23 protein-coding genes are annotated in these 24558 nt (G+C 74.5%); 17 read left to right on the top strand and 6 right to left on the bottom strand.

The annotated features are described in order from the left end of the window. Positions 1-53: 53 nt before the first annotated feature. Together IE321_RS34010 and IE321_RS34015 are read right to left on the bottom strand one after the other, a co-directional pair. Positions 54-812, bottom strand: a complete 759-nt coding sequence (locus tag IE321_RS34010) for a MerR family transcriptional regulator (RefSeq protein WP_190225729.1) — start codon at positions 810-812, stop codon at positions 54-56. A 143-nt stretch (positions 813-955) separates the two neighbouring features. Next, positions 956-2185 carry a serine hydrolase domain-containing protein gene (locus tag IE321_RS34015; protein WP_043225182.1) on the bottom strand — a complete coding sequence of 410 codons (1230 nt, stop codon included), beginning with the start codon at positions 2183-2185 and terminating at the stop codon, positions 956-958. A gap of 362 nt (positions 2186-2547) precedes the next feature. Here IE321_RS34015 and IE321_RS34020 point away from each other — a divergent pair, with 362 nt between their 5' ends. From IE321_RS34020 to IE321_RS34035, 4 genes are all read left to right on the top strand, one after another. Continuing rightward, positions 2548-3096 (top strand): PadR family transcriptional regulator, encoded by a 549-nt coding sequence (locus IE321_RS34020; RefSeq protein ID WP_043225181.1) that lies wholly within the window; start codon positions 2548-2550, stop codon positions 3094-3096. Positions 3097-3153: 57 nt separating this feature from the next. Next, positions 3154-4878, top strand: a complete 1725-nt coding sequence (locus IE321_RS34025; RefSeq protein WP_190225730.1) for an acyl-CoA dehydrogenase family protein — start codon at positions 3154-3156, stop codon at positions 4876-4878. Positions 4879-4958: 80 nt separating this feature from the next. Next, a complete protein-coding gene (locus tag IE321_RS34030; RefSeq protein WP_190225731.1) occupies positions 4959-6665 on the top strand; it encodes a serine/threonine-protein kinase in 1707 nt (568 codons plus the stop codon). Positions 6666-6692: 27 nt separating this feature from the next. Beyond that, entirely contained in the window at positions 6693-8726 is a 2034-nt protein-coding gene (locus tag IE321_RS34035) for a prolyl oligopeptidase family serine peptidase (RefSeq protein WP_190225732.1), read from the top strand. A 9-nt stretch (positions 8727-8735) separates the two neighbouring features. On the opposite strand, the gene IE321_RS34040 is transcribed toward IE321_RS34035, so the two are convergent. Further along, positions 8736-9719 (bottom strand): helix-turn-helix domain-containing protein, encoded by a 984-nt coding sequence (locus IE321_RS34040; RefSeq protein ID WP_190225733.1) that lies wholly within the window; start codon positions 9717-9719, stop codon positions 8736-8738. A gap of 151 nt (positions 9720-9870) precedes the next feature. Between IE321_RS34040 and IE321_RS34045 the strand changes: the two genes are divergently transcribed. The 11 genes from IE321_RS34045 (at position 9871) to IE321_RS34095 (ending at position 19542) form a co-directional block, all read left to right on the top strand. Further along, a complete protein-coding gene (locus tag IE321_RS34045; protein WP_190225734.1) occupies positions 9871-11283 on the top strand; it encodes an aminopeptidase P family protein in 1413 nt (470 codons plus the stop codon). A 141-nt stretch (positions 11284-11424) separates the two neighbouring features. Next, entirely contained in the window at positions 11425-12342 is a 918-nt protein-coding gene (locus IE321_RS34050) for a glutaminase (protein WP_043225232.1), read from the top strand. Positions 12343-12437: 95 nt separating this feature from the next. Beyond that, positions 12438-12644: a cold-shock protein gene (locus IE321_RS34055; RefSeq protein ID WP_043225172.1), complete on the top strand. Its 207-nt coding sequence runs from the start codon at positions 12438-12440 to the stop codon at positions 12642-12644. Positions 12645-12754: 110 nt separating this feature from the next. Further along, positions 12755-13327 carry a GNAT family N-acetyltransferase gene (locus IE321_RS34060; RefSeq protein ID WP_190225735.1) on the top strand — a complete coding sequence of 191 codons (573 nt, stop codon included), beginning with the start codon at positions 12755-12757 and terminating at the stop codon, positions 13325-13327. A 119-nt stretch (positions 13328-13446) separates the two neighbouring features. Next, positions 13447-14880: a rifampin monooxygenase gene (gene rox, locus IE321_RS34065; protein WP_190225736.1), complete on the top strand. Its 1434-nt coding sequence runs from the start codon at positions 13447-13449 to the stop codon at positions 14878-14880. Between the two features lie 270 nt (positions 14881-15150). Continuing rightward, positions 15151-15558, top strand: a complete 408-nt coding sequence (locus IE321_RS34070) for an STAS domain-containing protein (RefSeq protein WP_051842220.1) — start codon at positions 15151-15153, stop codon at positions 15556-15558. Positions 15559-15580: 22 nt separating this feature from the next. Next, positions 15581-16129, top strand: coding sequence for a PadR family transcriptional regulator (locus tag IE321_RS34075; RefSeq protein ID WP_190225737.1), 549 nt, complete (start codon positions 15581-15583; stop codon positions 16127-16129). Positions 16130-16231: 102 nt separating this feature from the next. Continuing rightward, the gene (locus tag IE321_RS34080) at positions 16232-17440 is read left to right on the top strand and encodes a DUF2306 domain-containing protein (RefSeq protein ID WP_229916668.1); all 1209 of its coding nucleotides are present in this window, start codon (positions 16232-16234) and stop codon (positions 17438-17440) included. Next, on the top strand, positions 17437-18405 hold the full coding sequence (locus IE321_RS34085) for a hypothetical protein (protein ID WP_190225738.1): 969 nt from the start codon (positions 17437-17439) through the stop codon (positions 18403-18405). The genes IE321_RS34080 and IE321_RS34085 overlap by 4 nt, the downstream gene beginning before the upstream one ends. Positions 18406-18415: 10 nt before the next feature. Continuing rightward, the gene (locus tag IE321_RS34090) at positions 18416-19027 is read left to right on the top strand and encodes a cysteine hydrolase family protein (protein ID WP_190225739.1); all 612 of its coding nucleotides are present in this window, start codon (positions 18416-18418) and stop codon (positions 19025-19027) included. Beyond that, positions 19024-19542: a GNAT family N-acetyltransferase gene (locus IE321_RS34095; RefSeq protein ID WP_226651845.1), complete on the top strand. Its 519-nt coding sequence runs from the start codon at positions 19024-19026 to the stop codon at positions 19540-19542. Before IE321_RS34090 ends, IE321_RS34095 begins: the two co-directional genes overlap by 4 nt. Positions 19543-19546: 4 nt before the next feature. Here IE321_RS34095 and IE321_RS34100 read toward each other — a convergent pair whose 3' ends face one another. Beyond that, positions 19547-20143 carry a carboxymuconolactone decarboxylase family protein gene (locus tag IE321_RS34100; protein WP_190225740.1) on the bottom strand — a complete coding sequence of 199 codons (597 nt, stop codon included), beginning with the start codon at positions 20141-20143 and terminating at the stop codon, positions 19547-19549. A gap of 265 nt (positions 20144-20408) precedes the next feature. Here IE321_RS34100 and IE321_RS34105 point away from each other — a divergent pair, with 265 nt between their 5' ends. Together IE321_RS34105 and IE321_RS34110 are read left to right on the top strand one after the other, a co-directional pair. Further along, positions 20409-20837 carry an SSI family serine proteinase inhibitor gene (locus IE321_RS34105; RefSeq protein ID WP_190225741.1) on the top strand — a complete coding sequence of 143 codons (429 nt, stop codon included), beginning with the start codon at positions 20409-20411 and terminating at the stop codon, positions 20835-20837. A gap of 140 nt (positions 20838-20977) precedes the next feature. Further along, positions 20978-23125, top strand: coding sequence for a SpoIIE family protein phosphatase (locus tag IE321_RS34110; protein WP_190225742.1), 2148 nt, complete (start codon positions 20978-20980; stop codon positions 23123-23125). Between the two features lie 3 nt (positions 23126-23128). On the opposite strand, the gene IE321_RS34115 is transcribed toward IE321_RS34110, so the two are convergent. Together IE321_RS34115 and IE321_RS34120 are read right to left on the bottom strand one after the other, a co-directional pair. Then, positions 23129-23749, bottom strand: a complete 621-nt coding sequence (locus IE321_RS34115; protein ID WP_043225158.1) for a DinB family protein — start codon at positions 23747-23749, stop codon at positions 23129-23131. A 125-nt stretch (positions 23750-23874) separates the two neighbouring features. After that, positions 23875-24366: an Lrp/AsnC family transcriptional regulator gene (locus IE321_RS34120; RefSeq protein ID WP_190225743.1), complete on the bottom strand. Its 492-nt coding sequence runs from the start codon at positions 24364-24366 to the stop codon at positions 23875-23877. Between the last annotated feature and the right edge of the window lie 192 nt (positions 24367-24558).

Below are 24558 nucleotides of genomic sequence, written 5' to 3' on the forward strand. Positions count from 1 at the left end.
CGAACAATCATTGTGGGAAAGCCCCGCACCATCTGGTGCGGGGCTTTTCTGCGTTATGCCGCCGCGCCGCCGGTGTAGGCGTCGATGGCATCGCGCTGGTACTCCGCGAGTCCCGGAGCGACGGCCTCGTACGCCGCGCGCCAGACCTCGTTGTCCACGCAGGCACGGCCGATGGCGCGGAACTCCTCGGGGGAGACGGACCGCAGGTCGGTCAGGGCCCGGTACTGGGTGTCGATCTCGGCCCGGACCGGGGCCGCGTCGGCCGGGTGGCCGGCGGTCATGAGGTCGGCCAGGCGGATCATCTGCGCGGTGCGGGCGCGGTGCGCGGTGTCCGCGTCCTCCTGGCTCATTCCGGCCGCGCGCCGGCCGACCTCCTCGGCGAGCTCCGGGAAGTCGCGCATGTTCTCCTCGTACTGGGAGGGACGGACGCCCTCGAAGAGGTTATCCGGTCGGTTGACGGTCATGGTGTGACCACCCTTCCTGGACTGCTCCAGTTCGGCGATCGTGCGGGAGACGGTGCCGGCCAGCACGTCGAGCCGGTCCCGCTCCGCGAGCAGCCGCCGGTGGTGGCCGCGCAGCGCGTCCACCTCGTCGACCTGCTCGGACAGGATGCGGCCGATCTCCGGCAGCCCGACGCCCAGCTCCCGCAGCACGAGGATCTGTTGCAGCAGCAGAAGCTGCCGCTCCCCGTAGTAGCGGAGGCCGTTGGCGCCGGTGCGGGCCGGCGGCAGCAGGCCCGTCTCGTCGTAGTGGCGCAGGGTCCGGGCGGTGACGCCCGACATCCGGGCCACCTCCGAGATGGGCCATTCCATCGCCGCTCCCGCACGTGTGTGTCGCCGGGCCGGTCCCTCCGGCCCTGGTCACGACCGTAGAAGCTGCCGTAGCGGCAACCGCAAGCCGTCGTGGCACCCACCCTGCCCGCTGTCGCCCGGCGCGGCCCGCCGGAGGCCGGGGCTCAGTCCTCCAGGGCCTGGTAGAGGGTGGTCCAGAAGTCGTGGAAGAGGTGGGCGGGGGCCGGGACGGAGGTGCCGGTCTGGGTGAGGAGGATGCCGGTGATGCCGTTCACCGGGTCCGCGTAGGTGGAGGTGCCGCTGCCGCCGTCCCAGCCGAACTGGCCGACCGGGGCGTAGTCGCCGCGGTAGGTGCGGACGGCCATGCCGAAGCCCCAGCCACCGTGCTGGCCCTGACCGAAGGAGATGTGCACGTTGTCGGTGGCCAGCTTGTGGCGGGCGGCCTGCTGTTCCGGGCTGAGCCGGTTGGTGGTCATCAGCTCCACCGCGGGGCGGGAGAGGATGCGCTCGGTGCCGTGCGTGCCGCCCGCGAGCAGCATGCGGAAGTAGGCGTGGTAGTCGTCCGCGGTGGAGTTCAGGCCGCCGCCACCGCTCTGGAAGGCGGGCGGCGCGCCGTGCCGGCCGCCCTCGGCCTCGTCCCAGACGTGGAACTCGCCGGTCGCCGGGTCGGGGGCGTACAGAGGGGGCAGCCGGTGGATCTGGTCGGCGGGGACGTGGAAGCCGGTGTCCCTCATGCCCAGCGGCTCGAAGAGTCGCTCGCGGAGGAAGCTCTCGAAGGACTGACCGGTGACGCGGGAGACGAGGACGCCGAGCAGGTCGCTGCTGATGTGGTACTGCCAGCGCTCGCCCGGCTGGTGCATCAGCGGCAGCGCGCCGAGGCGGCGCATCCACTCGTCCTGCTCGGGCATCGGCACCGGCAGGTTCGGGGTGAGGCCCTGCTCGAAGACCGCGTTCATGATCGGGGTGCCGAGCGAGGTCAGGTCCATGCCGAGGCCGAACGTCGAGGTCAGTACGTCCCTGACGGTGATCGGCCGGCGCGCCGGCACGGTGTCGTCGAGCGGGCCGTCGACGTTCTTGAGCACCTGCCGGTCGGCGAGTTCGGGGAGCCAGGGGTCGACCGGGTCGTCGAGGCGGAGCCTGCACTCGTCGACGAGGATCATCGCCGCCGCGACCGTGACGGGCTTCGACGTCGACGCCATCCGGAAGACGGTGTCCCGGCTCATCGGCGCGCCGCCGTCGTGCCGCATGGTCCCGAGCGCCTCCACGTGCGTCTCGTCGCCGCGTCCGACGAGGGCGACGAGCCCCGGGATCCTGCCCGACTCGACGTGGCGCGCCAGCACCTCGCGCACTCGCCGCAGCCCCGCCCCGGAGAAGCCGTCCTTGACCGTACCCATCGTGATCTCCCCGTCGTCGATGTCGCTGAACCGCCGAACGCCTGCGACGCTACATTGCGTTTCCAGATTCGGCAACGAAATGGTTTGGCAACTCTCGCGTTTCTGCTGGTTGGTAATGGGAGATCGTTGCAATGGAATTAGTCTTGAATGCAATGCCGCTCCGCGGGTCGGCTCACGCCCACGTCGATCACGGGGTTGCGGAGCGCGGTCCGCAAGCCCTCGTCCGGGGCCGGGGGGCGCCGGGTGAGCGCCGAGACCGGCGTGGAGGTCGTCGCGCCGGACGTGTGCCCGTGTCGTGAGGCGCGTCTCATCGTCGCCCCGGCGCCTTGCTATGCAACTGGTTGCATAGCAAGATCGGAGGCATGGCGCTCGAACACGCGATCCTCGTGTCCCTGCTGGAGCAGCCCGGGTCCGGATACGAACTGGCCCGGCGGTTCGAGCGGTCCATCGGCTACTTCTGGACCGCCACCCACCAGCAGATCTACCGCGTCCTCAAGCGCATGGAGAACGACGGCTGGGTCGCCTCCCGGGAGGTGTCCCAGCACGGGCGGCCGGACAAGAAGGAGTACTCCGTCGCCGACCTCGGGCACGCGGCTCTCAGCTCCTGGCTGCACGAGCCGATCGAGCCCGAGAGCGTCCGGCACGACCTCGCCGTGAAGATCCGGGGCGCCGCCTTCGACGACCCCGCCGGCCTCGTCCGCGAGGTCGAACGGCACCGGCGGGCGCACACCGACCGCCTCACCCACTACCTCGCCGGCGAGGAACGGGACTTCCCGCCCGTGCCGGACGACGGCACGCCGCCCGACGCCGAGCGCGAGCTCCAGCACGTCGTGCTGCGCGGCGGCGTCGCGTACGAGCGAATGATGATCGCCTGGCTCGACGACGTCCTCGCCACCCTCCGCAGGTTCTGAGGCGCCCGGCGCCCCAGCGGACCCCACCCACCCTCGAACCCCCAAGGCGGTACCCCCATGGCCGACGCCCTGCTGTTCAACCCCCGCACCTACGACCCGGCCCACTTCGACCCCGAGACCCGCAGGCTGCTGCGCGCCACGGTCGACTGGTTCGAGGAGCGCGGCAAGCGCCGGATCATCGAGGACTACCGCACCCGCGCCTGGCTCGGCGACTTCCTCGCCTTCGCCGCGAAGGAAGGGCTGTTCGCCACCTTCCTCACCCCGGCGACCGAGGCCGGCGAGGGGCAGGGCGACAAGCGGTGGGACACCGCCCGGATCGCCGCCCTGAACGAGATCCTCGGCTTCTACGGGCTCGACTACTGGTACGCCTGGCAGGTCACCATCCTCGGCCTCGGCCCGGTCTGGCAGAGCGACAACGCCGCCGCCCGCTCCCGCGCCGCCGAACTCCTCGGCCAGGGCGAGGTGTTCGCCTTCGGGCTCTCCGAGAAGGCGCACGGCGCCGACATCTACTCCACCGACATGCTGCTCACGCCCGACGGCGACGGCGGCTTCCGCGCCACCGGCTCCAAGTACTACATCGGCAACGGCAACGCCGCCGGCCTCGTCTCCGTCTTCGGCCGCCGCACCGACGTCGAGGGCCCCGACGGGTACGTCTTCTTCGCCGCCGACAGCCGCCACCCGGCCTACCACCTGGTCAAGAACGTCGTCGACTCCTCGAAGTTCGTCAGCGAGTTCCGCCTGGAGGAGTACCCGGTCGCCGCCGCCGACGTGCTGCACACCGGCCGGGCCGCCTTCGACGCCGCCCTCAACACCGTCAACGTCGGCAAGTTCAACCTCTGCACCGCCTCCATCGGCATCTGCGAGCACGCGATGTACGAGGCCGTCACCCACGCGCGGAACCGGATCCTCTACGGCCGCCCGGTCACCGCCTTCCCGCACGTGCGCCGCGAACTCACCGACGCCTACGTGCGCCTGGCCGGCATGAAGCTGTTCAGCGACCGCGCCGTCGACTACTTCCGCACCGCCGGACCCGACGACCGCCGCTACCTCCTCTTCAACCCCATGACGAAGATGAAGGTGACCACCGAGGGCGAGAAGGTCATCGACCTCATGTGGGACGTCATCGCCGCCAAGGGCTTCGAGAAGGACAACTACTTCGCCCAGGCGGCCGTCGAGATCCGCGGCCTGCCCAAGCTGGAGGGCACGGTCCACGTCAACCTCGCCCTGATCCTCAAGTTCCTCCGCAACCACCTCCTCGACCCGGTCGACCACCCGGCCGTCCCCACCCGCCTCGACGCCGCCGACGACGCCTTCCTCTTCCGTCAGGGCCCCGCCCGCGGCCTCGGCTCCGTCCGCTTCCACGACTGGCGCCCGGCCTTCGACGCGTACGACCGGCTCCCGAACGTCGCCCGCTTCCGCGAACAGGCCGACGCGCTCTGCGACTTCGTCCGCACCGCCGCCCCCGACGAGGCCCAGAGCCGAGACCTCGACCTGCTCCTCGCCGTCGGCCAGCTCTTCGCGCTCGTCGTCCACGCCCAGCTCGTGCTGGAGCAGGCCGCCCTCACCGGTCTCGACGAGGACGTCCTCGACGAGCTGTTCGCCGTCCTCGTCCGGGACTTCTCCGGCCACGCGGTCGAACTCCACGGCAAGGACTCCGCCACCGGGGCGCAGCAGGACTGGGCGCTCGGCGCGGTCCGCCGTCCGGTCGTCGACGAGGCCCGCACCGCCCGCGTCTGGGCCCGGGTCGAGGCCCTGTCCGGCGCGTACGAGATGAAGCCCTGACACCCCCGGGCCCGGGCCGCGCGCGCGGGTGCGCGGCCCGGGCCACCGGCTGTCGGTCGGGCCGCCTACGATGACCGCTCATGAGCACGAGTGACGACGACGGCAGACCCCTCGTCGACGGACGGTTCCGGCTGGTCTCCCGACTCGGCAGCGGTGGCATGGGCACCGTCTGGCGGGCCAGGGACATCGCCCTCGACCGGGACGTCGCCCTCAAGGAGGTCCGCCCGCCGGACCCGGCCGTCGAGGCGGCCAATCCCGGCCTCACGGCGCAGATGCGGGCCCGCGCCGTCCGCGAGGCGCGGGCGCTCGCCCGGCTCTCCCACCCGCACGTGGTGACGGTCCACCACATCGTCGAGCCCGCCGACGGTTCGGCGCCGTGGATCGTCATGGAGCTCGTCGAGGGGAACTCGGTCGCCGACCGGCTCGCCGCCGGGCCGATGTCCGTGCCCGAGGCGATCGCCCTCGGCCGGCAGGTCCTCGGCGCCCTGCGCGCCGCCCACGCGGCCGGCATCCAGCACCGCGACGTCAAGCCCGCCAACGTGCTGCTGCGCGCCGAAGGCGGGGCCGTGCTCACCGACTTCGGCATCGCCGTCCTCGACGAGTCCACCTCCCGGCTCACCGCCTCCGGCGACCTCATCGGCTCCGCCGAGTTCATCGCGCCCGAGCGGGTCCGCGGCGAGGAGGGCAACCCGGCCTCCGACCTGTGGTCCCTCGGCATGCTCCTGTACGTGGCGACCGAGGGCCACCATCCGCTGCGCCGGGCCACCAGCCTCGCCACCGTCGTCGCCGTCCTCGACGACCCGATCCCGGCGCCGGTCCGCTCCGGCGCCCTGGCCCCCGTCCTCGGCCGGCTCCTCGTCCGCGACCCGGCCCTCCGCCCGGACGGCGCGCTCCTCGACCGGCTGCTCGCCGAGGCGCAGGCCGCCGACGGGGGTGCCGTCGCCGACGCCGTGCCCCCGGGCTTCGGCCCGCCGGACCCGGCCGCCTACCCGCCGCCCCCGGCCCACCCGTACGCCCACCCCGCCTACGGTCGGCCCGCGGACCGTCCCGGCCGTCCGGCGCCCACCCGCCGCAGGCGCCTCGCCACGATGGCGGGCGGTCTCGTCCTCGCCGCCGCCCTGCTGGCCCTCGGGATCTCCCAGCTCTTCCCCGGCGGCGGCGACGGCGACGGGGGCAAGGGAGGCGGCACCGGCCTCGGCACGGGCTCCAGCGGCGCCACCGGCACCGGCGACGGCAAGCGGACCGGCACCGGCGACCGCACCACCGCGCCCGACGGGACGACCGGGACCGGCACCGGCACCGGCGGCCCCACGACCACCGCCCCCGCCGCGGGCTCCTTCCTCACCCCCGACGGGGTCCGCACCGCCCTCGCCGCCTTCAGGGAGGCCACCGGCACCTCCACGATCAAGCAGATGTTCGTCTACGAGCAGTACGTCATCGCCGAGATCCCCACCAAGGACGGCGCCAAGACCTACGACCGCTACCAGTACCGGGACGGCAAGGTCAGCAGGCAGGGCGTCGGCGGCACGATCATGGCCTCGCGCCTCGACGAGCAGCCCTTCGACCCCGCCAAGATGCCCTGGGACGACCTGCCGGCCCTCGCGCGGCGGGCCGACCGCGAGCTGAAGGTCGACGCGCCCCTCACCCGGTACCTGATCGTCCACCGCTGGACCTTCAACGAGAACCGCCCCACGCTCCTCGTCTACCGCACCAACGAGTACAACGCCACCGGCTACCTCGCCGTCGACGCGGACGGCAAGGTGGTGCACAAGCTGACCGCCGACTGAGGCACCACGGGCGTGCGCCGGGGGAGAATGACCGGCGTGAACCATGACGACCCGTACCTGTGGCTGGAAGACGTCGACGGCGAGGAGGCCCTCGCCTGGGTGGCCGAGCGGAACGCCGAGACGGAGGCCGAGCTGGCCTCCGGGCCCGGCTTCGACGCCTTCGCGGAGCGCCTGCGCGAGGTGCTCGACGCCGTCGACCGCATTCCGTACACCACCCGCCGAGGCCCGTACCTCTACAACTTCTGGCAGGACGCCGAGCACGTACGGGGCCTGTGGCGGCGCACCACCCTGGAGCAGTACCGCAAGGACGCCCCGGAGTGGGAGACGCTGCTCGACGTGGACGCGCTCGCCGAGGCCGAGGGCGAGAAGTGGGTCTGGGCCGGTGCCCGGGTCCGGCGGCCCGACCACGACCGGGCGCTGGTGAGCCTCTCCCGCGACGGCGGCGACGCCGTCGCGGTCCGGGAGTTCGACCTGCCCTCGCGCGCCTTCGTCGCGGACGGCTTCACCCTGCCCGAGGCCAAGACCAGCATCGGCTGGGCCGACGCGGACACCGTCTTCGTCGGCACCGACCACGGCCCCGGCTCGCTCACCGACGCCGGCTACCCGCGCACGGTCCGCCGCTGGCGGCGCGGCACCCCGCTCGCCGAGGCCGTCACCGTCTTCGAGGGCGAGCCCTCCGACGTCTCCGCCTGGGCCTGGCACGACGCCACCCCCGGCTTCGAGCGCGACTTCGTCGGCCGCTCCCTCGACTTCTTCCGCAGCGAGACCCACCTCCTCACCGCCGACGACCGGCTGGTGCGGATCGAGGTCCCGGAGGACGCCGAGGTCTACGCCCACCGCAAGCACCTGATCGTCACCCTCAAGTCGCCGTGGCTCGGGCACCCGGCCGGCGCGCTCCTCGCCTTCGGCTTCGACGCCTTCCTGGCCGGCGACCGCACCGCGGAGGCCCTCTTCACCCCCGACGAGCGGACCGCGCTCGCCGGACACTCCTGGACCCGGCACCACCTGATCCTGGAGACCATGCGGGACGTCAGCACCCGCATCGAGGTGCTGACCCCGAGCGAGGAGGGCGGCTGGTCGCGCGCCCCGCTCGCCGACGTGCCCCCGCTGTCGGCGGTCGGCGTCACCGACACCGACCCGGACGCCTCCGACGAGTACTTCCTCGACGTCTCCGGCTTCCTCCAGCCGTCCACGCTCACCCGCGGCACCATCGGCGGCGACAGCGAGATCCTGCGCCAGGCACCGGCCCGCTTCGACGTCACCGGGCTCGCCGTCGAGCAGGCGTTCGCCACCTCCGACGACGGCACCCGCGTCCCGTACTTCGTGATCGGCCCCGACCGGTCCGGCGACCGCGCGCAGGGCCCCGGCCCCACCCTGCTGTACGGCTACGGCGGCTTCGAGGTGTCCCTCACCCCCTCGTACGCGGCGCTCACCGGCCGCGGCTGGCTGGAGAGCGGCGGTACCTATGTCATCGCCAACATCCGGGGCGGCGGCGAGTACGGCCCCGCCTGGCACCAGGCCGCGCTCGGCGCCCACCGGCACCGGGCCTTCGAGGACTTCGCGGCGGTCGCCCGGGACCTCGTGGCCCGCGGCATCACCACCCCCGGCATGCTCGGCGCGGCCGGCGGCAGCAACGGCGGCCTCCTCATGGGCGCCATGCTCACCCGCCACCCCGAGCTGTTCGGCGCCATCGTCTGCCAGGTGCCGCTGCTCGACATGGTCCGCTTCCACAAGCTGCTCGCCGGCGCCTCCTGGATCGCCGAGTACGGCGACCCCGACGACGAGGCCGACCTGCCGCACCTGCGGGAGCTCTCGCCGTACCACCGGCTCACCGCCGACGCCCCCTACCCGCCCGTGCTGCTCACCACCTCCACCCGCGACGACCGGGTCCACCCCGGGCACGCGCGCAAGGCGGCGGCCCGGCTGCGCGAGCTGGGCCATCCGGTGCTCCTCCACGAGAACACCGGCGGCGGGCACGCGGGCGCCACCGACAACGCGCAGGCCGCCCGCAACAAGGCCCTGATGTACACCTTCCTCCGCAAGCACCTGACCGAGGAGTGACGGGAGGGCTCAGAGCCAGCCGTTCCGCTGCGCCTGGAGCGCCAGCTGGAACCGGTTCGTCGCGCCCAGCCGGGCCATCAGGATCTGGATCCGGCGGAAGAGGGTGCGGCGGCTGACACCGATCTCCCGGGCGATCACCTCGTCCGCCGCGCCCCCGGCCAGCAGCCACAGCAGCCGCCGGTCGGCCGGCGCGAGCCCGCCCGGGAGCGCGGTGCGGCCGTGGAAGGGCAACGCGTCCCGCCAGGACTGCTCGAAGAGCGCCACCAGCGCCGAGAGCAGCCCGCACGGCTGCACCACCAGCGTCGTGTTGTGCACGTCGGCCTCCCGGATTGACAGGGACACCAGCGCGTACGCGTCGTCGATGATCACCAGCTTCACCGGCACCGACGGCAGCACCCGGGCCTGCTCGCCCGCCGCGATCACCCGCTCGATCGACCCCTCCAGGTGCCCGGGCTGCTCCAGCGAGGCCCGCGAGTAGATCACCCGCTGGGTCACCCCCCGGGCCAGCGTCGCCAGCGCGTCGTCGGTCGAGCCGGGGATCGGGAAGTACGGCGGCGAGTCCAGCTGCCGGATCTGCTGCCGGGCGCTCGCCCACGCCTGCCGCATCCGCGGCCCGATCGCCTCCCCGGTCACCACCTCCACCAGGTCGTCGTTGTACGCGGCCAGCCGCTGCCGCCGGAAGGACTCGAAGGCGCCCCCCACGGTGATCCGCGACTCGTCCAGCTCCGCCGCCCGGTGCCGGCCCAGGATCTCCAGGCCCGCGGCCGGCGGCACCGGCGCCACCGTGTCGCCGCCGTCGACGACCGGGCTCGCGAGCCCCGCGTCGACCAGCTCCCCGTACGCCTCCGCCAGCGCCGGCCCGTCGAGACCGGCGGCCGCGCCGACCGCCGCCAGCGGCGCGGGCGCCCGCTCCAGGAGCGCGTGGTAGACCCGCGCGGCCGTCTCGCCGAGGCCCAGGAGGCGCAGCGCCTCGCCCAGTTTCGCGTTCGCCATGCCACCCATTCTCTGGCCTCCGCGCCCCGATCGGTGTCCGATCCGTGCCACTGGCACTCCTCGGCCCCACCGCGCCCCGGGGCGGGCTACGGTCCGTGAGCCGCCGACGACCGGCGGCTTCCCCCAGGGACTCTCGACGAAGGAGCACGACGTGGCGAAGGGTCGCAAGAACGGCCTGTACGACGGCATCTCCGAGGAACTCTCCGCGCTGATGCGGACCGGCTGGGCCGACACCGAACGGCACGACCTGGAGCAGGCCGAGCAGGCGCCGTACGCCGCCGCCCGCCGCGCCGCGCTCTCCGCGCGCTTCCCCGGCGAGCGCCTGGTGATCCCCTCCGGCAACCTCAAGGTGCGGTCGAACGACGACACCTACCCCTTCCGTCCGCACTCCGCCTACGTCCACATGACCGGCGACCAGGCCCGCGACTGCGCCCTCGTCCTGGAGCCGCGCGAGGACGGCGGCCACGACGCGTACGCGTACGTCCTGCCCCGGGACGGCCGCGACGACGACACCTTCTGGATCGGCTACACCGCCGAACTGTGGATGGGCCGCCGGCTCTCCCTCGGCGAGGCCGAGCGCGTCCTCGGGCTGGGCTGCCGCGACGTCCGCGACCTCGCCGGGCACCTGACCGCCGGCGCCGGCGTGCCCACCCGCATCCTCCGCGGCGTCGACCCCGCCCTGGAGGCGGCCGTCACCACCGACGAGGAGCGGGACACCGAGCTGGAGGACGCGCTCAGCGAGCTGCGCCTGGTCAAGGACGCCTGGGAGATCGGCGAGCTGCGCAAGGCCGTCGACTCCACCGTCCGCGGCTTCACCGACGCCATCGGCGACCTCTCCACGGCCGTCGCCACCTCCGAGCGGTGGATCGAGGGCACCTTCTTCCGCCGTGCCCGCCTGGAGGGCAACTCGGTCGGCTACGGCTCCATCTGCGCCGCCGGCGAGCACGCCACGATCATGCACTGGACGTCCAACGACGGCCCGGTCCGCCCCGGCGAGCTGCTGCTCTTCGACGCCGGCGTGGAGACCCACTCCCTCTACACCGCCGACGTCACCCGCACGCTGCCCATCAGCGGCACCTTCACCCCCGTCCAGCGGCAGGTGTACGACGCCGTGTACGAGGCGCAGCAGGCCGGCTTCGACGCCGTGAAGCCGGGCGCCCCCTACCGCGCCTTCCACGAGGCGGCCCAGCGGCACCTGGCCGCGAAGCTGGTCGAGTGGGGCTTCATCGAGGGACCGGTGGACCGCGCGTACGAGCTGGGCCTCCAGCGGCGCTTCACCATGGCGGGAACCGGCCACATGCTCGGTCTCGACGTGCACGACTGCGCCTCCGCGCGGAACGAGGAGTACGTCGACGGCGTCCTGGTGCCGGGCATGGTCCTGACCGTCGAGCCGGGCCTGTACTTCCAGCCCGACGACCTGACGGTGCCCGCCGAGTGGCGCGGGATCGGCGTCCGGATCGAGGACGACCTGCTGGTCACGGAGGCGGGACACGAGAACCTGTCCGCCGGGCTGCCCCGCACCTCCGCCGAGGTCGAGGAGTGGATGGCCCGCGTCGCGGGCTGACGGCCGGGGCGCGCGGGCCCGGGTGTGCGGCCGGGCCCGCGTCCCCCACTCGGGGGTGCGGGGGCGCGCGGCACCGGAGGCCCACGCTCCCCCGTCCGGTTCCCGGCGCCGGGAGGAGTCCTCCGGGCGCATGATGTGATCATGATGCAGTCGTTCCTGCCCGTCCTCGAACGGGTCGCCGAGGAGATCGAGGGTCTGGCTGGCCGGGGCCGCCCGGCCGACTACATCCCGGCGCTCGCGGCGGCCGACCCGCGCAGCTTCGGGATGGCCGTCGCGGAGGTCGACGGCAGCGTGTACGGGGTGGGGGAGTGGCAGCGGCCCTTCTCCACCCAGTCCGTCACCAAGGTCTTCACCCTGGCGCTCGCCCTCGCCAAGGAGGGCGACGCGCTGTGGGAGCACGTGGGCCGCGAGCCGTCCGGCAACCCGTTCAACTCGCTGGTGCAGCTGGAGTACGAGCAGGGCATCCCCCGCAACCCGTTCATCAACGCCGGCGCGCTCGTCGTCACCGACCGGCTCCACCGGCTCACCGGCGACGCCTCCGGGAGCCTGCGGGACTTCCTGCGCGCCGAGAGCGGCAACGACGACCTCGACTTCGACCGGGACGTGGCCGCGTCCGAGACCGAGCACGGCGACCGCAACGCCGCCCTCGCCCACTTCATGGCCTCGTACGGCAACATCGGCACCCCCGTCCCCACGCTCCTGCGCGAGTACTTCCGGCAGTGCTCGATCGAGGCGTCCTGCGCCGACCTCGCCGTCGCCACCGGCTTCCTGGCCCGGCACGGCGTGCGCGCCGACGGCTCCCGGCTGCTGACCCGCAGCCAGGCCAAGCAGATCAACGCCGTCATGCTGACCTGCGGCACCTACGACGCCGCGGGGGACTTCGCCTACCGCGTCGGACTGCCCGGGAAGAGCGGCGTCGGCGGCGCGATCATCGCGGTCGTCCCCGGCCGCTGCACCCTGTGCGTGTGGAGCCCCGGTCTCGACGAGCGGGGCAACTCGGTCGCCGGGGTCGTCGCCCTCGACCGCTTCACCACCATCACCGGCCTCTCCGTCTTCTGATCCGGCGCACGTCCCCGCCCCGGCTGGCAGAGGCGGTCCGCACGGGGTACACCTCCGGTGGGGCGCCGTGTGCGCCCGGAGCGAGGGAGGTCGCCGTGGACAACCGCACCACCGGGTTCGTGCAGTCCTTCAACCGCCGCGCCGGCTACGGGTTCGTGCTGCCCGTCGGATCCGAGGAACCCGTCTTCTTCCGGGCGGAGGACGTCGAGGGCGGCGTCCGCTCGCTCTCGGAGGGGCAGCAGATCACCTTCGTCCTGGTCCTCGGCGAGGGCCGCTTCGAGGCGCGCGAACTGCGCACCTGAGCCCGTCGCGGCTCCCCCGGGCGGAGCAGCGGGCCGGGGCCGTCCGGTCCGGTCCGGGGGAGCGTGCCGTACGGCCTGCCGGGGCGTCGCGCGCGTGCCAGGGTGGGGGCATGACCATCGACGTGCGCCCGGCCTCCGTCTACGAGGACGTCCGGGCGGTGATCGGCCCCAAGTCGCCCACCGCCAACGTGTGTTTCTGCCTGAGCTACCGGATCCCGTCGAAGCTCAACAACGAGCTGCGCGGCCCGGCCCGGGGCGCGTACGTCGCCGGTCTGTGCGACCGCGAGCCCCCGCCGGGCGTGCTCGCCTACGACGGCGACGAGCCGGCCGGCTGGGCCGCGGTGGCGCCGCGCTCGGAGACGACCTTCGCCCACAGCCGGAAGATCCCGCACGTCGACGACCTGCCGGTCTGGTCGCTCTGGTGCGTCCGGGTCCGCCCGGGCCACCGCAAGCAGGGCGTCAGCCACGCGCTGATCGAGGGAGCCGTCGCGTTCGCCCGCGCGCACGGGGCGCCGGCGGTGGAGGCGTACCCGCTGGACAACGGCGACGCGCGGGTGGACCTGACGATGGCCTACGCGGGGCTGCGGAAGAACTTCGAACGGGCCGGATTCGTGAAGGCCGCGGACACCACCTCGGTGCTCGCCGGCCACCCCCGGGTCCTCATGCGGCTCGATCTGCGCTGAGGCGGGATCCGGCGGTCCCTCTCCCTCTTCAACGTATAGCGCACGGGGGGCCTTGCGGCAAGGCCCCCCGAGTGGCGCACAATCGGCGGCTGAACAGCGCAAACAGATGGGGGAACGCCATGTTCGATGCCGATGTCCTCGTGATCGGCGGCGGGCCGACCGGGCTCACGCTCGCGTCCGAGCTGCGCCTGTGGGGCCTCACGCCCCTGGTGCTGGAGAAGGCGGCCGAGCCGAGCGGCCACAGCCGCGCGCTCGGGCTGCACGTCCGCAGCATCGAGGTGATGGACCAGCGCGGCCTCCTCGACCGCTTCCTCGCCCGGGGGAAGCAGCACCGCGTCGGCGGCTTCTTCGCCGGGCTGGGCACCCACTGGCCCGAGGACCTGGACACCGCCCACTCCTACGTCCTCGGCATCCCGCAGAACGTCACCGAGGAACTCCTGGAGGAGCACGCCCTCGACCGGGGCGTGGAGGTCCGGCGCGGCCGGGAGCTCGTCGGGCTCGTCCAGGACGGCGAGGGCGTGACGGCCGAGCTCGCCGACGGCACCCGGCTGCGCGCCCGCTGGCTGGTCGGCTGCGACGGCGGCCGCAGCACCGTGCGCTCCCTGACCGGGATCGGCTTCCCGGGACTGCCCGCGCGGCACGAGACGCTGATCGCCGAGGTGCGGATCGGGGTGCCGTGGGAGGAGGTCGTGCCGGTGATGACCGAGGTCCGCAAGACCCAGACGCGGTACGGCCTGATGCCGCTCGGCGACGGCCTCTACCGCGTGGTGGTGCCCGCCGAGGGGCTGTCCGGCGACCGGTCCGCGCCGACCCTCGACGAGCTGAGGGAGCGTCTGACGGCGGTCGGCGGCACCGACTTCGGGGTCCACGAGCCGCGCTGGCTGTCCCGCTTCGGCGACGGCACCCGGCAGGCCGAGCGGTACCGCGAGGGCCGGGTGCTGCTGGCCGGCGACGCCGCCCACATCCACCCGCCGACCGGCGGCCAGGGCCTCAACCTCGGGGTGCAGGACGCCTTCAACCTCGGCTGGAAGCTGGCCGCCGAGGTGCTCGGCTGGGCGCCGGACGGGCTGCTCGACACGTACCACTCCGAGCGTCACCCGGTCGGAGCCGCCGTGCTCGACAACACCCGCGCGCAGATGGAGCTGATGTCCCAGGAGCCGGGGGCGCGGGCGGTGCGCCGGCTGCTCGCGGAGCTGATGGACTTCGACGAGGTGAACCGCTTCCTGATCGGGAAGCTCACGGCGATCGACGTCCGCTACGACTGCGGCGAGGGCCACCCGCTGCTCGGCCGGCGTCTGAAGGACGTGCCGCTGAAGGAGGGCCGGCTGTACGAGGCGGCCCGCGCCGGTCGCGGGATCCTGCTGGACCGCACGGGGACGCTCGCGGTCACGGGCTGGGAGGACCGCGTGGTGCGCGTCACCGGAGCCGGTGAGGAGCCCGACGTGCCGGCGGCGCTGCTGCGGCCCGACGGTCACGTGGTCTGGGTCGGCGACGACCCGGCGGGGCTCCGCGAGGGCCTGGAGCGGTGGTTCGGGGCGCCGGCCGCCTCCTGACGCCGGGCGGGACGGTCCACCCCTCCCCGCGCGCGCGGAGGGGTGGACCGTTGCCGGGTGCCGGGTGCCGGGTGCCGGGTGGCCGCGTAGGCCCGCGTCCGGGCGGACGGGGGAAGGGGGACGGGCGGGGCGGGGATCGTACGTCTGACCGGCAAACTCCTGGACGTGTATTCACCGGTTGGGGTGACTCGGGCCGAGGTGAAACGTCCCTCCCGCCCCTGCTGAGGCCAGGCTCGTCGTGACACTTGGGCCCACCCTGTGGAGCGTCCGATGCAGCTGATCCCCCGTCACGACCCCCACCTCGCCGTCCGGACGGCCGGCGCCCTGACCGTCGCCGTCCTCCGCGGCGAACTGGACCTCGTCCTCGTCCGCCATCTGCGGCCCGAACTCGACGCCCTCGTCCGCGAGGCCGACGCCCTGGCCGTCGACGTCCGCGCGCTCGGCTTCTGCGACGCCACCGGCCTCGGACTGCTCGCGCACTGCGCCCGGAGCACCCGTGGGCGCGGGGCGCACTTCCAGCTCGTCTGCGACCAGCCGTGGATCCTCCGCCTGGTCCGGCTCACCGGCCTCGACGACCTGCTCCGCCCCGAGCCCGTGCTGCGCCCGCTGCCCTCCCCGGCGCTGCCCGTGCCGCCGCCGTCCTCCGGTCCCCGCGCCCGGGCGGAGCACCCGGTCTGAGGCCCCGCGATACCGTCGCCGCATGTCTGAAGTCCGGCTGACCACGCCCTCCTTCCTCGTCCTCGGCATCATCGACAAGCTCGGCGAGGCCAGTCCGTACGACGTCAAGGTCGAGGCCGCCCGGACGGTCGCCCCCTTCTGGTCCGTGCCGCACGCCCAGGTGTACGCCCAGTGCGACCGCCTCCTGGGGGCCGGGCTGCTCTCGGAGGTGCGCCAGGAGGGCGGGCGGAACCGGCGGTTGATGCGGCTCACCGCCGAGGGGGCGGCGGCGCTGCGCGGCTGGCTCGCCGACCCCGCCTTCGTCCCCGTCGAGGCCCGTGAGCGGGGCATCCTGAAGCTCTGGTTCGGGGCGAGCCCGCGGGTCCACGCCCCGGTCCAGGTGGAGGAGCACCGCCGCACCCTGGAGGAGTACGAGGGGCTGGCCGGGGAGGTCGGCGGGCTGCTGACGCGCGGCCAGCGCGAGGCCCTGGAGTTCGGGATCCGGTACGAGCGGATGATGGTCGACTTCTGGCGCTGGGTCGGGAGCCGTGAGCCGGGGGAGGACCGGGCTCACGACGCCGAACAGGACTGACCTCCGGTAACAGCAGTTTGTTACCGACCGGTTGACCCCGGCCGGACGCGGCCCTACCTTCCTCCATAGTCCAGAGTGGACTATTGCAGAGGGGGAGCCGCCATGGGGCGTCCGACCAGCACCCGACGCGGAAGGGTGGCCGTCGTCGCGCTGACGGCCGTCTGCCTCGCGTACGCACCGATCGCGTTCACCGAGCTCTGGCCCTACGCCGACCCCGGCGCGCCCGCCCCGGGCGAATGGCTCCTCGGCCGCACGGTCTCGCCCGAGTTCGTCGCCGAGGCCGTCCGCGACCGCATGGGACCGTACGGGCGCAGCCTGGTCCCGCTGATCGTCCACTCGGTCCTGGGCGGCCTGCTGATGCTCCTGGGCCCCGTCCAGCTGCTCACCGCCGTCCGCCGCCGCGTCCGCCTCCACCGGACCCTCGGCGTCGTCTTCGCCGCCACCGTGTACGTGTCGATGGCCGGCGCGGCCGTCTACCTGGTCCGCACGCCACCGGAGCGCGCGTTCAGCGGTGCGGCCTTCTGGATCGTGCTCGCCGTCATCCTCGTCGGCACCGTCGGCAGCGTCACCTTCGGCGTCCTGGCCGCCTACCGGGGCTTCCCCGACCTTCACCAGCGCTGGCTGCTGCTCTGCTACGGCTTCCTGATGACCGCCCCGCTGCTGCGCCTCGAATGGGGCTTCCTGCCCACGCTCTACCCGGGCCTGTCCATCCAGGACGTCAACCGGGTCGCGATCATGCACCTGGGCGCACTGGTCTCCTTCGGCGCGCTGCTCGCCACCCGCGCCCTCGACCGGCGCACCTCCGTCCCCGGCCTCACCGGCACCTGGGCGCCCGGACCGGTGATGGTCCTCGCCCACCTCGCGGGCGCCGCGGGGCTCGCCGCGCTCGTCCCCGGCTTCCTCGGCCAGGGCGCCGAGGGCCGCCGGCTGCTCGTCGCCTACCTGGTGCCGTACGCCGTCACGTACGCCGTCCTCGCGGCCCGGGCCGCCGGCGCGCGCCGCGCGGGCAACGGCTGGGCCCGCGAGGAGTGGCGCCTCCACCTCGCCGCCCTGCTCCTCGCCCCCGCCTTCTCGGCGGTCATGGTGCCCGTACTGGAGCGGGTCATGGACCTGGACCGGGGGACGGCCCTGGTGGCCGCCGCGGGCATCGGCTGCGGGATGCTCGCCTACACGGCCGTCACCGTCGTCAGCCTCCGCGTCCTCGCCGGCCGCGAACTCCTGCGGCGCGGCCGGACGACGGAGCCGGAGCCCGCCCCGCCGGCCGCCGCCCACACCGGCGACGGCGCCGGCGCGAAGGAGGAGGGCCGGTGAGCGCGCCCGCCACGGGCCGGGGCGGGACCGTCACCGCCGCCACCGCCGCCGTCTCCGCCCCCGGCCGCCCGCTCTCCTCCGCCGTCGTCGTCCTGAGCACCGTCGTCGCCGTCATCAGCCTCGGCGTCGGCGCGCTCCTCGCGGTCGCGGGCGCCGCCGGGTACGCGGCCGGCGCCTGGGTCTCGCCCGAACCCCTCAGCCCCGGGCTCATCGGCGCGGCCATGGTGGGCGTGGCCCCCGGACTGCTCACCCTGGGGCGGGCCGGCACCTGGGAGGAGGTGCGGAGCCTGTACCTGCCGCTGGTGGTCGTCATGGTGGGTCTGTCCGCCGTCACCCTCCTCAACGCCGGCAGCCTCCGCGTCGCCGTGGGCGGGCCGCTCTTCCTGGTCCTGTTCAGCCTCGGCTGGGTGCCGGTCGTGGGCGTCCTCGCGCTGGCCTCCGTCGGCTGCCTCGCCGCGCAGTACCGCGGGCCGGCCGCCGGACCCTCCCGTACGGGGCCGGTGCCGGTCCCGGTCCCGGTCCCGGTCCCGGCCTGGTCCCGGCCGCTGCTCGCCGTCCTCGGTTCGGGGTGGCTCGGCATCGGCGCCGGGCTCCTCTTCCTGCCCGGCTTCTGGAGCGCGTTCGTGCCGTGGACGGTCAACCGCGCCGACGCCCAGGGGCTCGGCGTGTGGGCCCTGTCGCTCGGCGTCGGCGTCCTCGCCTCGCTCGCCGAGGACGACCTGGGGCGCAGCCGCCCCGCCCTGAGGGCCGTCCCCGCCGTCGCGGTCGCCTGCGGGCTCCTGCTCGCCGTCCGCGCCCCCGACGTCGCCTGGGGCTCGGGCGGCGCGGTCTCCCTCCTCGCCCTGCTCGGCGGGCTGCTGGTGACCGGCGCGACCGGGCAGCTGCTGCTCGCCCGGGCGGCCCGGGAGGAAGCGGGGCGCGCCGCGCCCGGGAAACCCCGTGGAGCGGCCGGGCCGGGCGCGTGATGATGGCCGGATGATCACGCAGACGCCTCCGCTCCCACCGGTGGACACGCTCCTCGTCGTCGACGTCCAGTCGGCCTTCGTCACCGGCGACGGCGCCGTGCCCGACGCCGCCCGGCTCGTCGACCGCACCGCCGGGCTGATCGCCCGGGCCCGTGCCGCCGGCGCGCTCGTCGTCCACATCCAGAACGACGGACCGCCCGGCGGCGAGGACGAACCCCACACCCCCGGCTGGGAGTTGCACCACCCCGTCGAACCCGGCCCCGCCGAGGTCGTCCTCCGCAAGCCGCACGACGACGGCTTCCGGGACACCGGCCTCGGCGACCTGCTCGCCGGGCGCGGCACCCGCGCCGTCGCCGTGTGCGGGGTCATGTCGGAGATGTGCGTCCAGGCCACCGCCCGTGCGGCCCTGGAACGCGGCTACCGCGTCGTCGTCCCCCACGACGCCCACGCCACCCAGGACTGCCCGGCCGTCCCCGGCGTCGCCGACACCGTTCCGGCCGCGGTGGTCTCCCGCGTCGCCGCGTACGCCCTCGGCTCCGACGCGGAGGTCACGGTCCCGGCCGCCGAGGTCACCTTCGCCCCGTCGCACCCGGCCGGCGCCGTGCGAGGATCGGCCACGTGACCGCACTCCACCGCCGCCCGGCCGGCGAGGCCGACCTCGCCACCCTCGTCCGCCTCCGCGACGACGCCGCCCGCTGGATGCTCGACCAGGGGATCACCGGCCAGTGGCGGCCCGGGGAGCTGGGCGAGGACCACTTCCGCCGGATCATGGACCGTGGCGAGGTCTGGCTCGCGGAGAGCGGCGGGCGCCTCGCCGGCGCCTGGGAGCTGTGGTGGGACGACGAGGACGCCTGGGGGCCGCGGCCGCCCGACGCCGGATACGTCCACCGGCTGATGGTCGACCGCGCCGCCGCTCCCGGAACGGGACGGCTGCTGCTCGCCGCCGCCGAGGAGCGCGTCGCCGAGGCCGGCCGGACCCGCGTCCGCCTGGACTGCCTGGCCACCAACCCGAGGCTCACCGCCTACTACCGGGACGCCGGTTACCGCGTCGTCAGCACGAAGGACGGCAAGCCGCAGCCGGGCGGCCCGGCGAAGTCCTTCACCCTGATGGAGAAGGAACTCCCGGCCGCCGTCTAGGCGTTCACCGCGGCCTCGCCGGTCCCCCGTCGGTCTCCGGCGCGGTGCCGGCGTCCGGCTGGATGCCGGCGAGGAGGTTGAACGCCCCGGTGAGCAGGTTGAGGCTGACGACGCCGACCACCTCCGCGAGGACCCGGTCGCTCCAGCCGTGCGCCCGCACCTCGGCGACGTCCGCGTCGCCGAGCGCGCCCGGCTCGGCGAGGACCTTGAGGGCGAGGCCGATGAGCGCGGCCTCGCGCGGATCGGTGGAGGTGCCCTGGCGGGCCAGGGCGATGTCGGACTCGGTCAGTCCGGCCGCCCGGCCCGCCGACTCGTGCGCCTCGCGGCAGGTGCCGCAGCCGATCCACTCCTGGACGGCGAGCGACAGCTTCTCGCTGAGCGCGCGCGGGATCTTCACCCGCTTCATCGCGCGGGACAGGCTCAGATAGCCCTCGATCATCGCGGGGGAGTGGGCCATCGTGGACACCATCTCTCCCGCGGAGCCGTGCCGTTCGACGATGTCCCCGAGGAGTTCGCGGGCCCGGCCCTGGGCCTGGTCGGGGGTGAGCGCCGCCAGGCGGCGGGTGCTGGCGGTGGCGGTGGCGGTGCTGGTCGTGGTCATGCGTTCCTCCTCGTTATACCCGTGGGGGGTATAACGAGGAGGTGGGGGAGATCGTTCCCGCACACCGCCGACGCCGCGCCCCTCCTCGCGCGGCCCGCCTCCGCCACCTGCCGCTCGTCTCCGCCACCTGCCGCTCGTCTCCGCCACCTGCCGCTCGTCTTCGCGACCCGCGCCCCGTGCCCCGCCTCCGCGACCCGCGGCCCGTCTCCGCGCCCCGCCACCCCGACGGCAGTGACCGCCGGTCCCCGGTGATCGTTGACCCGGCATGAACATGCACGCCCCGGCCGCGCTGCTGGCCGCCCTCCTGCTCGCGGCACCCGCCGTCGACGCCTTCCCGTCCCCCGAACCGGTCGCCGTGACGGCGCTGCGCCTCACCGTCACCGGACCCGCCCCGACCACCACCGCGCTCTCGCCCGACGGAGTCGCCCCGGCCGCGCCCGCCGCGCGCACCGTCACGCTCCGCTGCGACCCGGCCGGCGGCGAGCACCCGCGCGCGGCCGCCGCCTGCGACGACCTCGACGCCTCCGCCGGACGCGTCGAGCGCGCGCCCGACGACACCGCCTGCGTCCTCCTCTACGACCCCGTCGAGGTCCGCGCCGAAGGCGTCTGGCGCGGCCGGCCGGTCTCCTTCTCCCGCACCTACGGCAACACCTGCGAGCTGCACGTGCGCACCGGAGCCGTCTTCGCCTTCTGACCCCTCCCGCCCCCCGAGGGCCCGTCGCCCGGCGGTGCGCGTCCGAACGGATGCGGCGCGGGGGCCCGCCGACGGGACCTCGGCTAGGGTGATTCGGTAGGGAATGCCCCCCGGGGCCAGGCCGATGCGTAGGTCGATGCGTGGACGCTCATCAGTCGTCACCGAGCAGGGTTCCGCAGCCGCCGCGAGCGGCCGTCGGGGACGCGGGCGTGCTCCGGGAACTGCTCCCGATCGCCCTGTGGCGCGAGGACGCCGAGGGCCGCATCGTCGAGTGGTCGCTCGCCGCCCAGGACCTCCTCGGCCACCGCCCCGAGCACGTCCTCGGCCTCCGCGCCTCCCCGCTGCTCGTCCCCGACGCCAACCGGGAGCTGGCCGAGCGGCTCACCCGCCGGGTCCAGGCCGGCGAGACCATGGTCGGCACGCTCCCGGTCCGCCACCGCGACGGGCACATGGTGCCCATGGAGATGTGGATCGTCCCGGCCGCCGACCCCACGGGCCGGCCCGGCGCCATGCTCATCGCCGTGGAGACGTCCGAGGTCCTGCGGATGCGGGAGAACCTCGCCGCGATGGAGTCCCTCTTCACCCAGTCGCCCATAGGGCTCGCCCTGCTCGGCCCGGACCTGCGCTTCCTGCGCGTCAACGACGCGCTGGCGCGGATGAACGGCGTCACCGCCGCCGAACACGTCGGCCGCCGCCTCACCGAGGTGGTGCCCGGCGTCAACGCCGTCTCCCTGGAATCCCTGATGCGGCAGGTCCTCGACTCCCGTACGCCCGTCATCGACGCCCGCCGGGTCGGCCGCACCCCCGCGGACCCCGGCCGCGACCACATGTGGTCCTGCTCCTACGCGCCGCTCGTCGACCGCGGCACGCGCACCGGCCCGGGCGGCCCCGCGCCCGCCGCCGGCGCCGCCGACCCCGCGCGATCCGGCCGCCCCCTCGGCATCATCGCCTCGCTCGTCGACATCACCGAGAGCCAGGAGGCCCACATCGAGGTCGAACGGGCCCGGCACCGCTTCGCCCTGCTCGCCGAGGCGGGCGCGCGCATCGGCACCACGCTCGACCTGCGGCAGACCGCCGAGGAGGTCGTCCGCTTCCTCGTGCCGCAGCTGTGCGACTCCGCCGACGTGCAGATGCTGGAGGCCGTCCTGGAGCCCGACGACCCGGCCGTCTCCTCCCGAGGCGTGCTGCGCCGCATCGCCGCCGTCTTCCCCGAACCGGTCCCGCCGAGCCCGCTCCTGGGACCCGGCCAGACCTTCCAGCTGCCCGCCGGCTCCGCGTACGAGCGGCTCGTCCTCGACGGCAGGCCCACCTTCCTCACCGACGCGGACATCCCGGTCCTCTTCCCGGGGAAGGCCGCCGAGTCGCTGCGCGCCTACCTGTCGACCCGCTTCGGCTCCGCCCGGACCGTGCCGCTCGTCGCCCGCGGGCAGGTCCTCGGCGCCGTCACCGTCACCCGCCTCAAGACCCGTGAACCCCTCGACGACCAGGACGCTGTGCTCATCGACGAGGTCGTCGCCCGGGCCGCGCTCAACATCGACAACGCCCGCCTCTACACCACCCAGCGCGCCGCCGCCCTCGCCCTCCAGCGCAGCCTCACCAACAGCGAGCTTCCCGCCGTCACCGGCCTCGAACTCACCGGCCGCTACCTCCCCGCGAGCGCGCACGACGTCGGCGGCGACTGGTTCGACGTGATCGAACTGCCCGGCGGCCGCACCGGACTCGTCATCGGCGACGTGATGGGGCACGGCATCCACGCCGCCGCCGTCATGGGCCAACTCCGCACCGCCGTCAGGACCCTGGCCCGCCACGACATCCCGCCCACCGAGATGCTGCGCTCCCTCGACGCCGTCGTCGCCGACCTCGGCGAGGACACGATGGCGACCTGCCTGTACGCCGTGCACTCCCCGGCCACCGGCACCTGGACGATCGCCCGCGCCGGCCACCTGCCGCCGGCCGTGGTCACGCCCGAGGGCGCGGTCTCCTTCCTCCAGGGTCCGCCCGGCACCCCGCTCGGCACCGGCGCCCACGACTTCGGCACGGAGGAGCTCCCGCTGCCGCCCGGCGGACTGCTCGTGCTCTACACGGACGGGCTCATCGAGGCCCGGGACCGCGACCTCGACGAGGGGATGCGCCAGCTCGGCCGGGCCCTCGGCCGTGCCGACGGCCCGCTGGACGAGGTCTGCGACGGGGTCCTGGCCCGGCTCCTCGTGGACCCGGCGCGGGACGACGTGGCCCTCGTCCTCGCCCGGACGACGGCCGGGTCGGCGGCGACCCCGCCCACCGGCTGAGCCTCAGGCGTTCCGGATCCGGTAGAGGTCGCGGAGCAGCGCGATCTCGGCGCCGTGGTGCAGGAGTTCCTGGTTCACCCACCAGACGATCTCCAGGAACGGCTCCTCGGCGTCGCCGCCGTGCGGATAGGTGCAGTGCCCGACCGTGTCCAGCTCCTTGTCGCCGACGGAGAGCAGCGCCCCGCGCCACGCCTCCGCGTCCGCGTCGAAGGCGGCGATCGCCGACGCCGCGTCACCGGCCGCCCGGTAGTCGTCGCGGGTCAGCGAGCGGGTGCCGACGGTGTGGTCGGCGCGCAGGGCGAGCAGCTCGCTCAGATGGGTCAGCCGCCAGGCGAGCGTGGTGAACGGCGGCGGCACGGGATGCGGGTACGGGGCGGTCTCCCGGCCCCACTCGCCGGCCCCGCTCAGCAGCGTGCCGCCCTCCCCGGTCCAGCCCTCCTGCCGCCGCACCGACCAGCAGCCGGGCCCCGGCTCCCACAGGTACTCGGCGTCGGTCATCGGCCCCACCGGCACGTCCGTGCCGTTGCCGCTGTTCACCACCGGCCCGGCCAGACGGTCCGTCAGCCGCTGCCGGGCGAAGTCGAACTGGGCGAGAAGCGGGGCGAGTCGGTCGGGTATCGCCATGGGAAACTCCGGTGCGCGGGGAGACGGGACGCCCGTACCCTGCCACGTCCCCCCGCCTCCCGCACCCGAGTTACTCCCCGCGGCGCGGTTCTCCCGGCCGCTGCCGCGAGGTTGACTGCCCGGCCCTACCGGGCCCCGCCGCGCTGCTCCCCGCCGCGGCCCATCGACTCCACGAGCGGCAGCATCCGGTGGGCGACGCGCTCGCGCAGGGCGATCTCGGTGCGGGTGCGGACCACCCCCGGCAGCTGGATGAGCCGCTGGATGACGTCCTCCAGGTGGCCCGCGTCCCGGGCCACCACGCGCGTCAGCAGGTCGCCCCCGCCGGTGATCGAGAACGCCTCGACGATCTCCGGCACCGCGGCCAGCGCGTCGCCCACCTCGTCGAGGTGGCCCTGCGTGACCTCCACGTGCACGAAGGCGAGCACCGGGTGGCCGAGCGCGGCGGGGGAGAGGACCGGTCCGGTGGCGGTGATCACCCCGTCCCGTTCGAGCCGGTCGATGCGGGCCTGCACGGTGCCCCGGGCCACGCCCAGGATGCGCGCGTACTCCCGCACGCTGGTGCGCGGCTGCTCGATCAGGAGCCGCAGGATGCGGGTGTCGAGTGCGTCCACCGCCATGACGTGCCGGCCTCTCCGTGCCCGCCGGGAGGGATCCGCCCGACGTGATGGTCCGCCGGCGGACCGATCCGCCGGAATGATCCCGACTGTACCCAGCGGCCCGCCGACCGCCCCCGAGGGGCGCGCTCCCGGCCGGCCCCGCGCGGACCCGCGGCATCCGCCCCGCGCGCGTGCGGCCGTCCGGCCCCGCCC

Source organism: Streptomyces hydrogenans (genome assembly GCF_014656075.1).
Lineage (GTDB): Bacteria > Actinomycetota > Actinomycetes > Streptomycetales > Streptomycetaceae > Streptomyces > Streptomyces hydrogenans.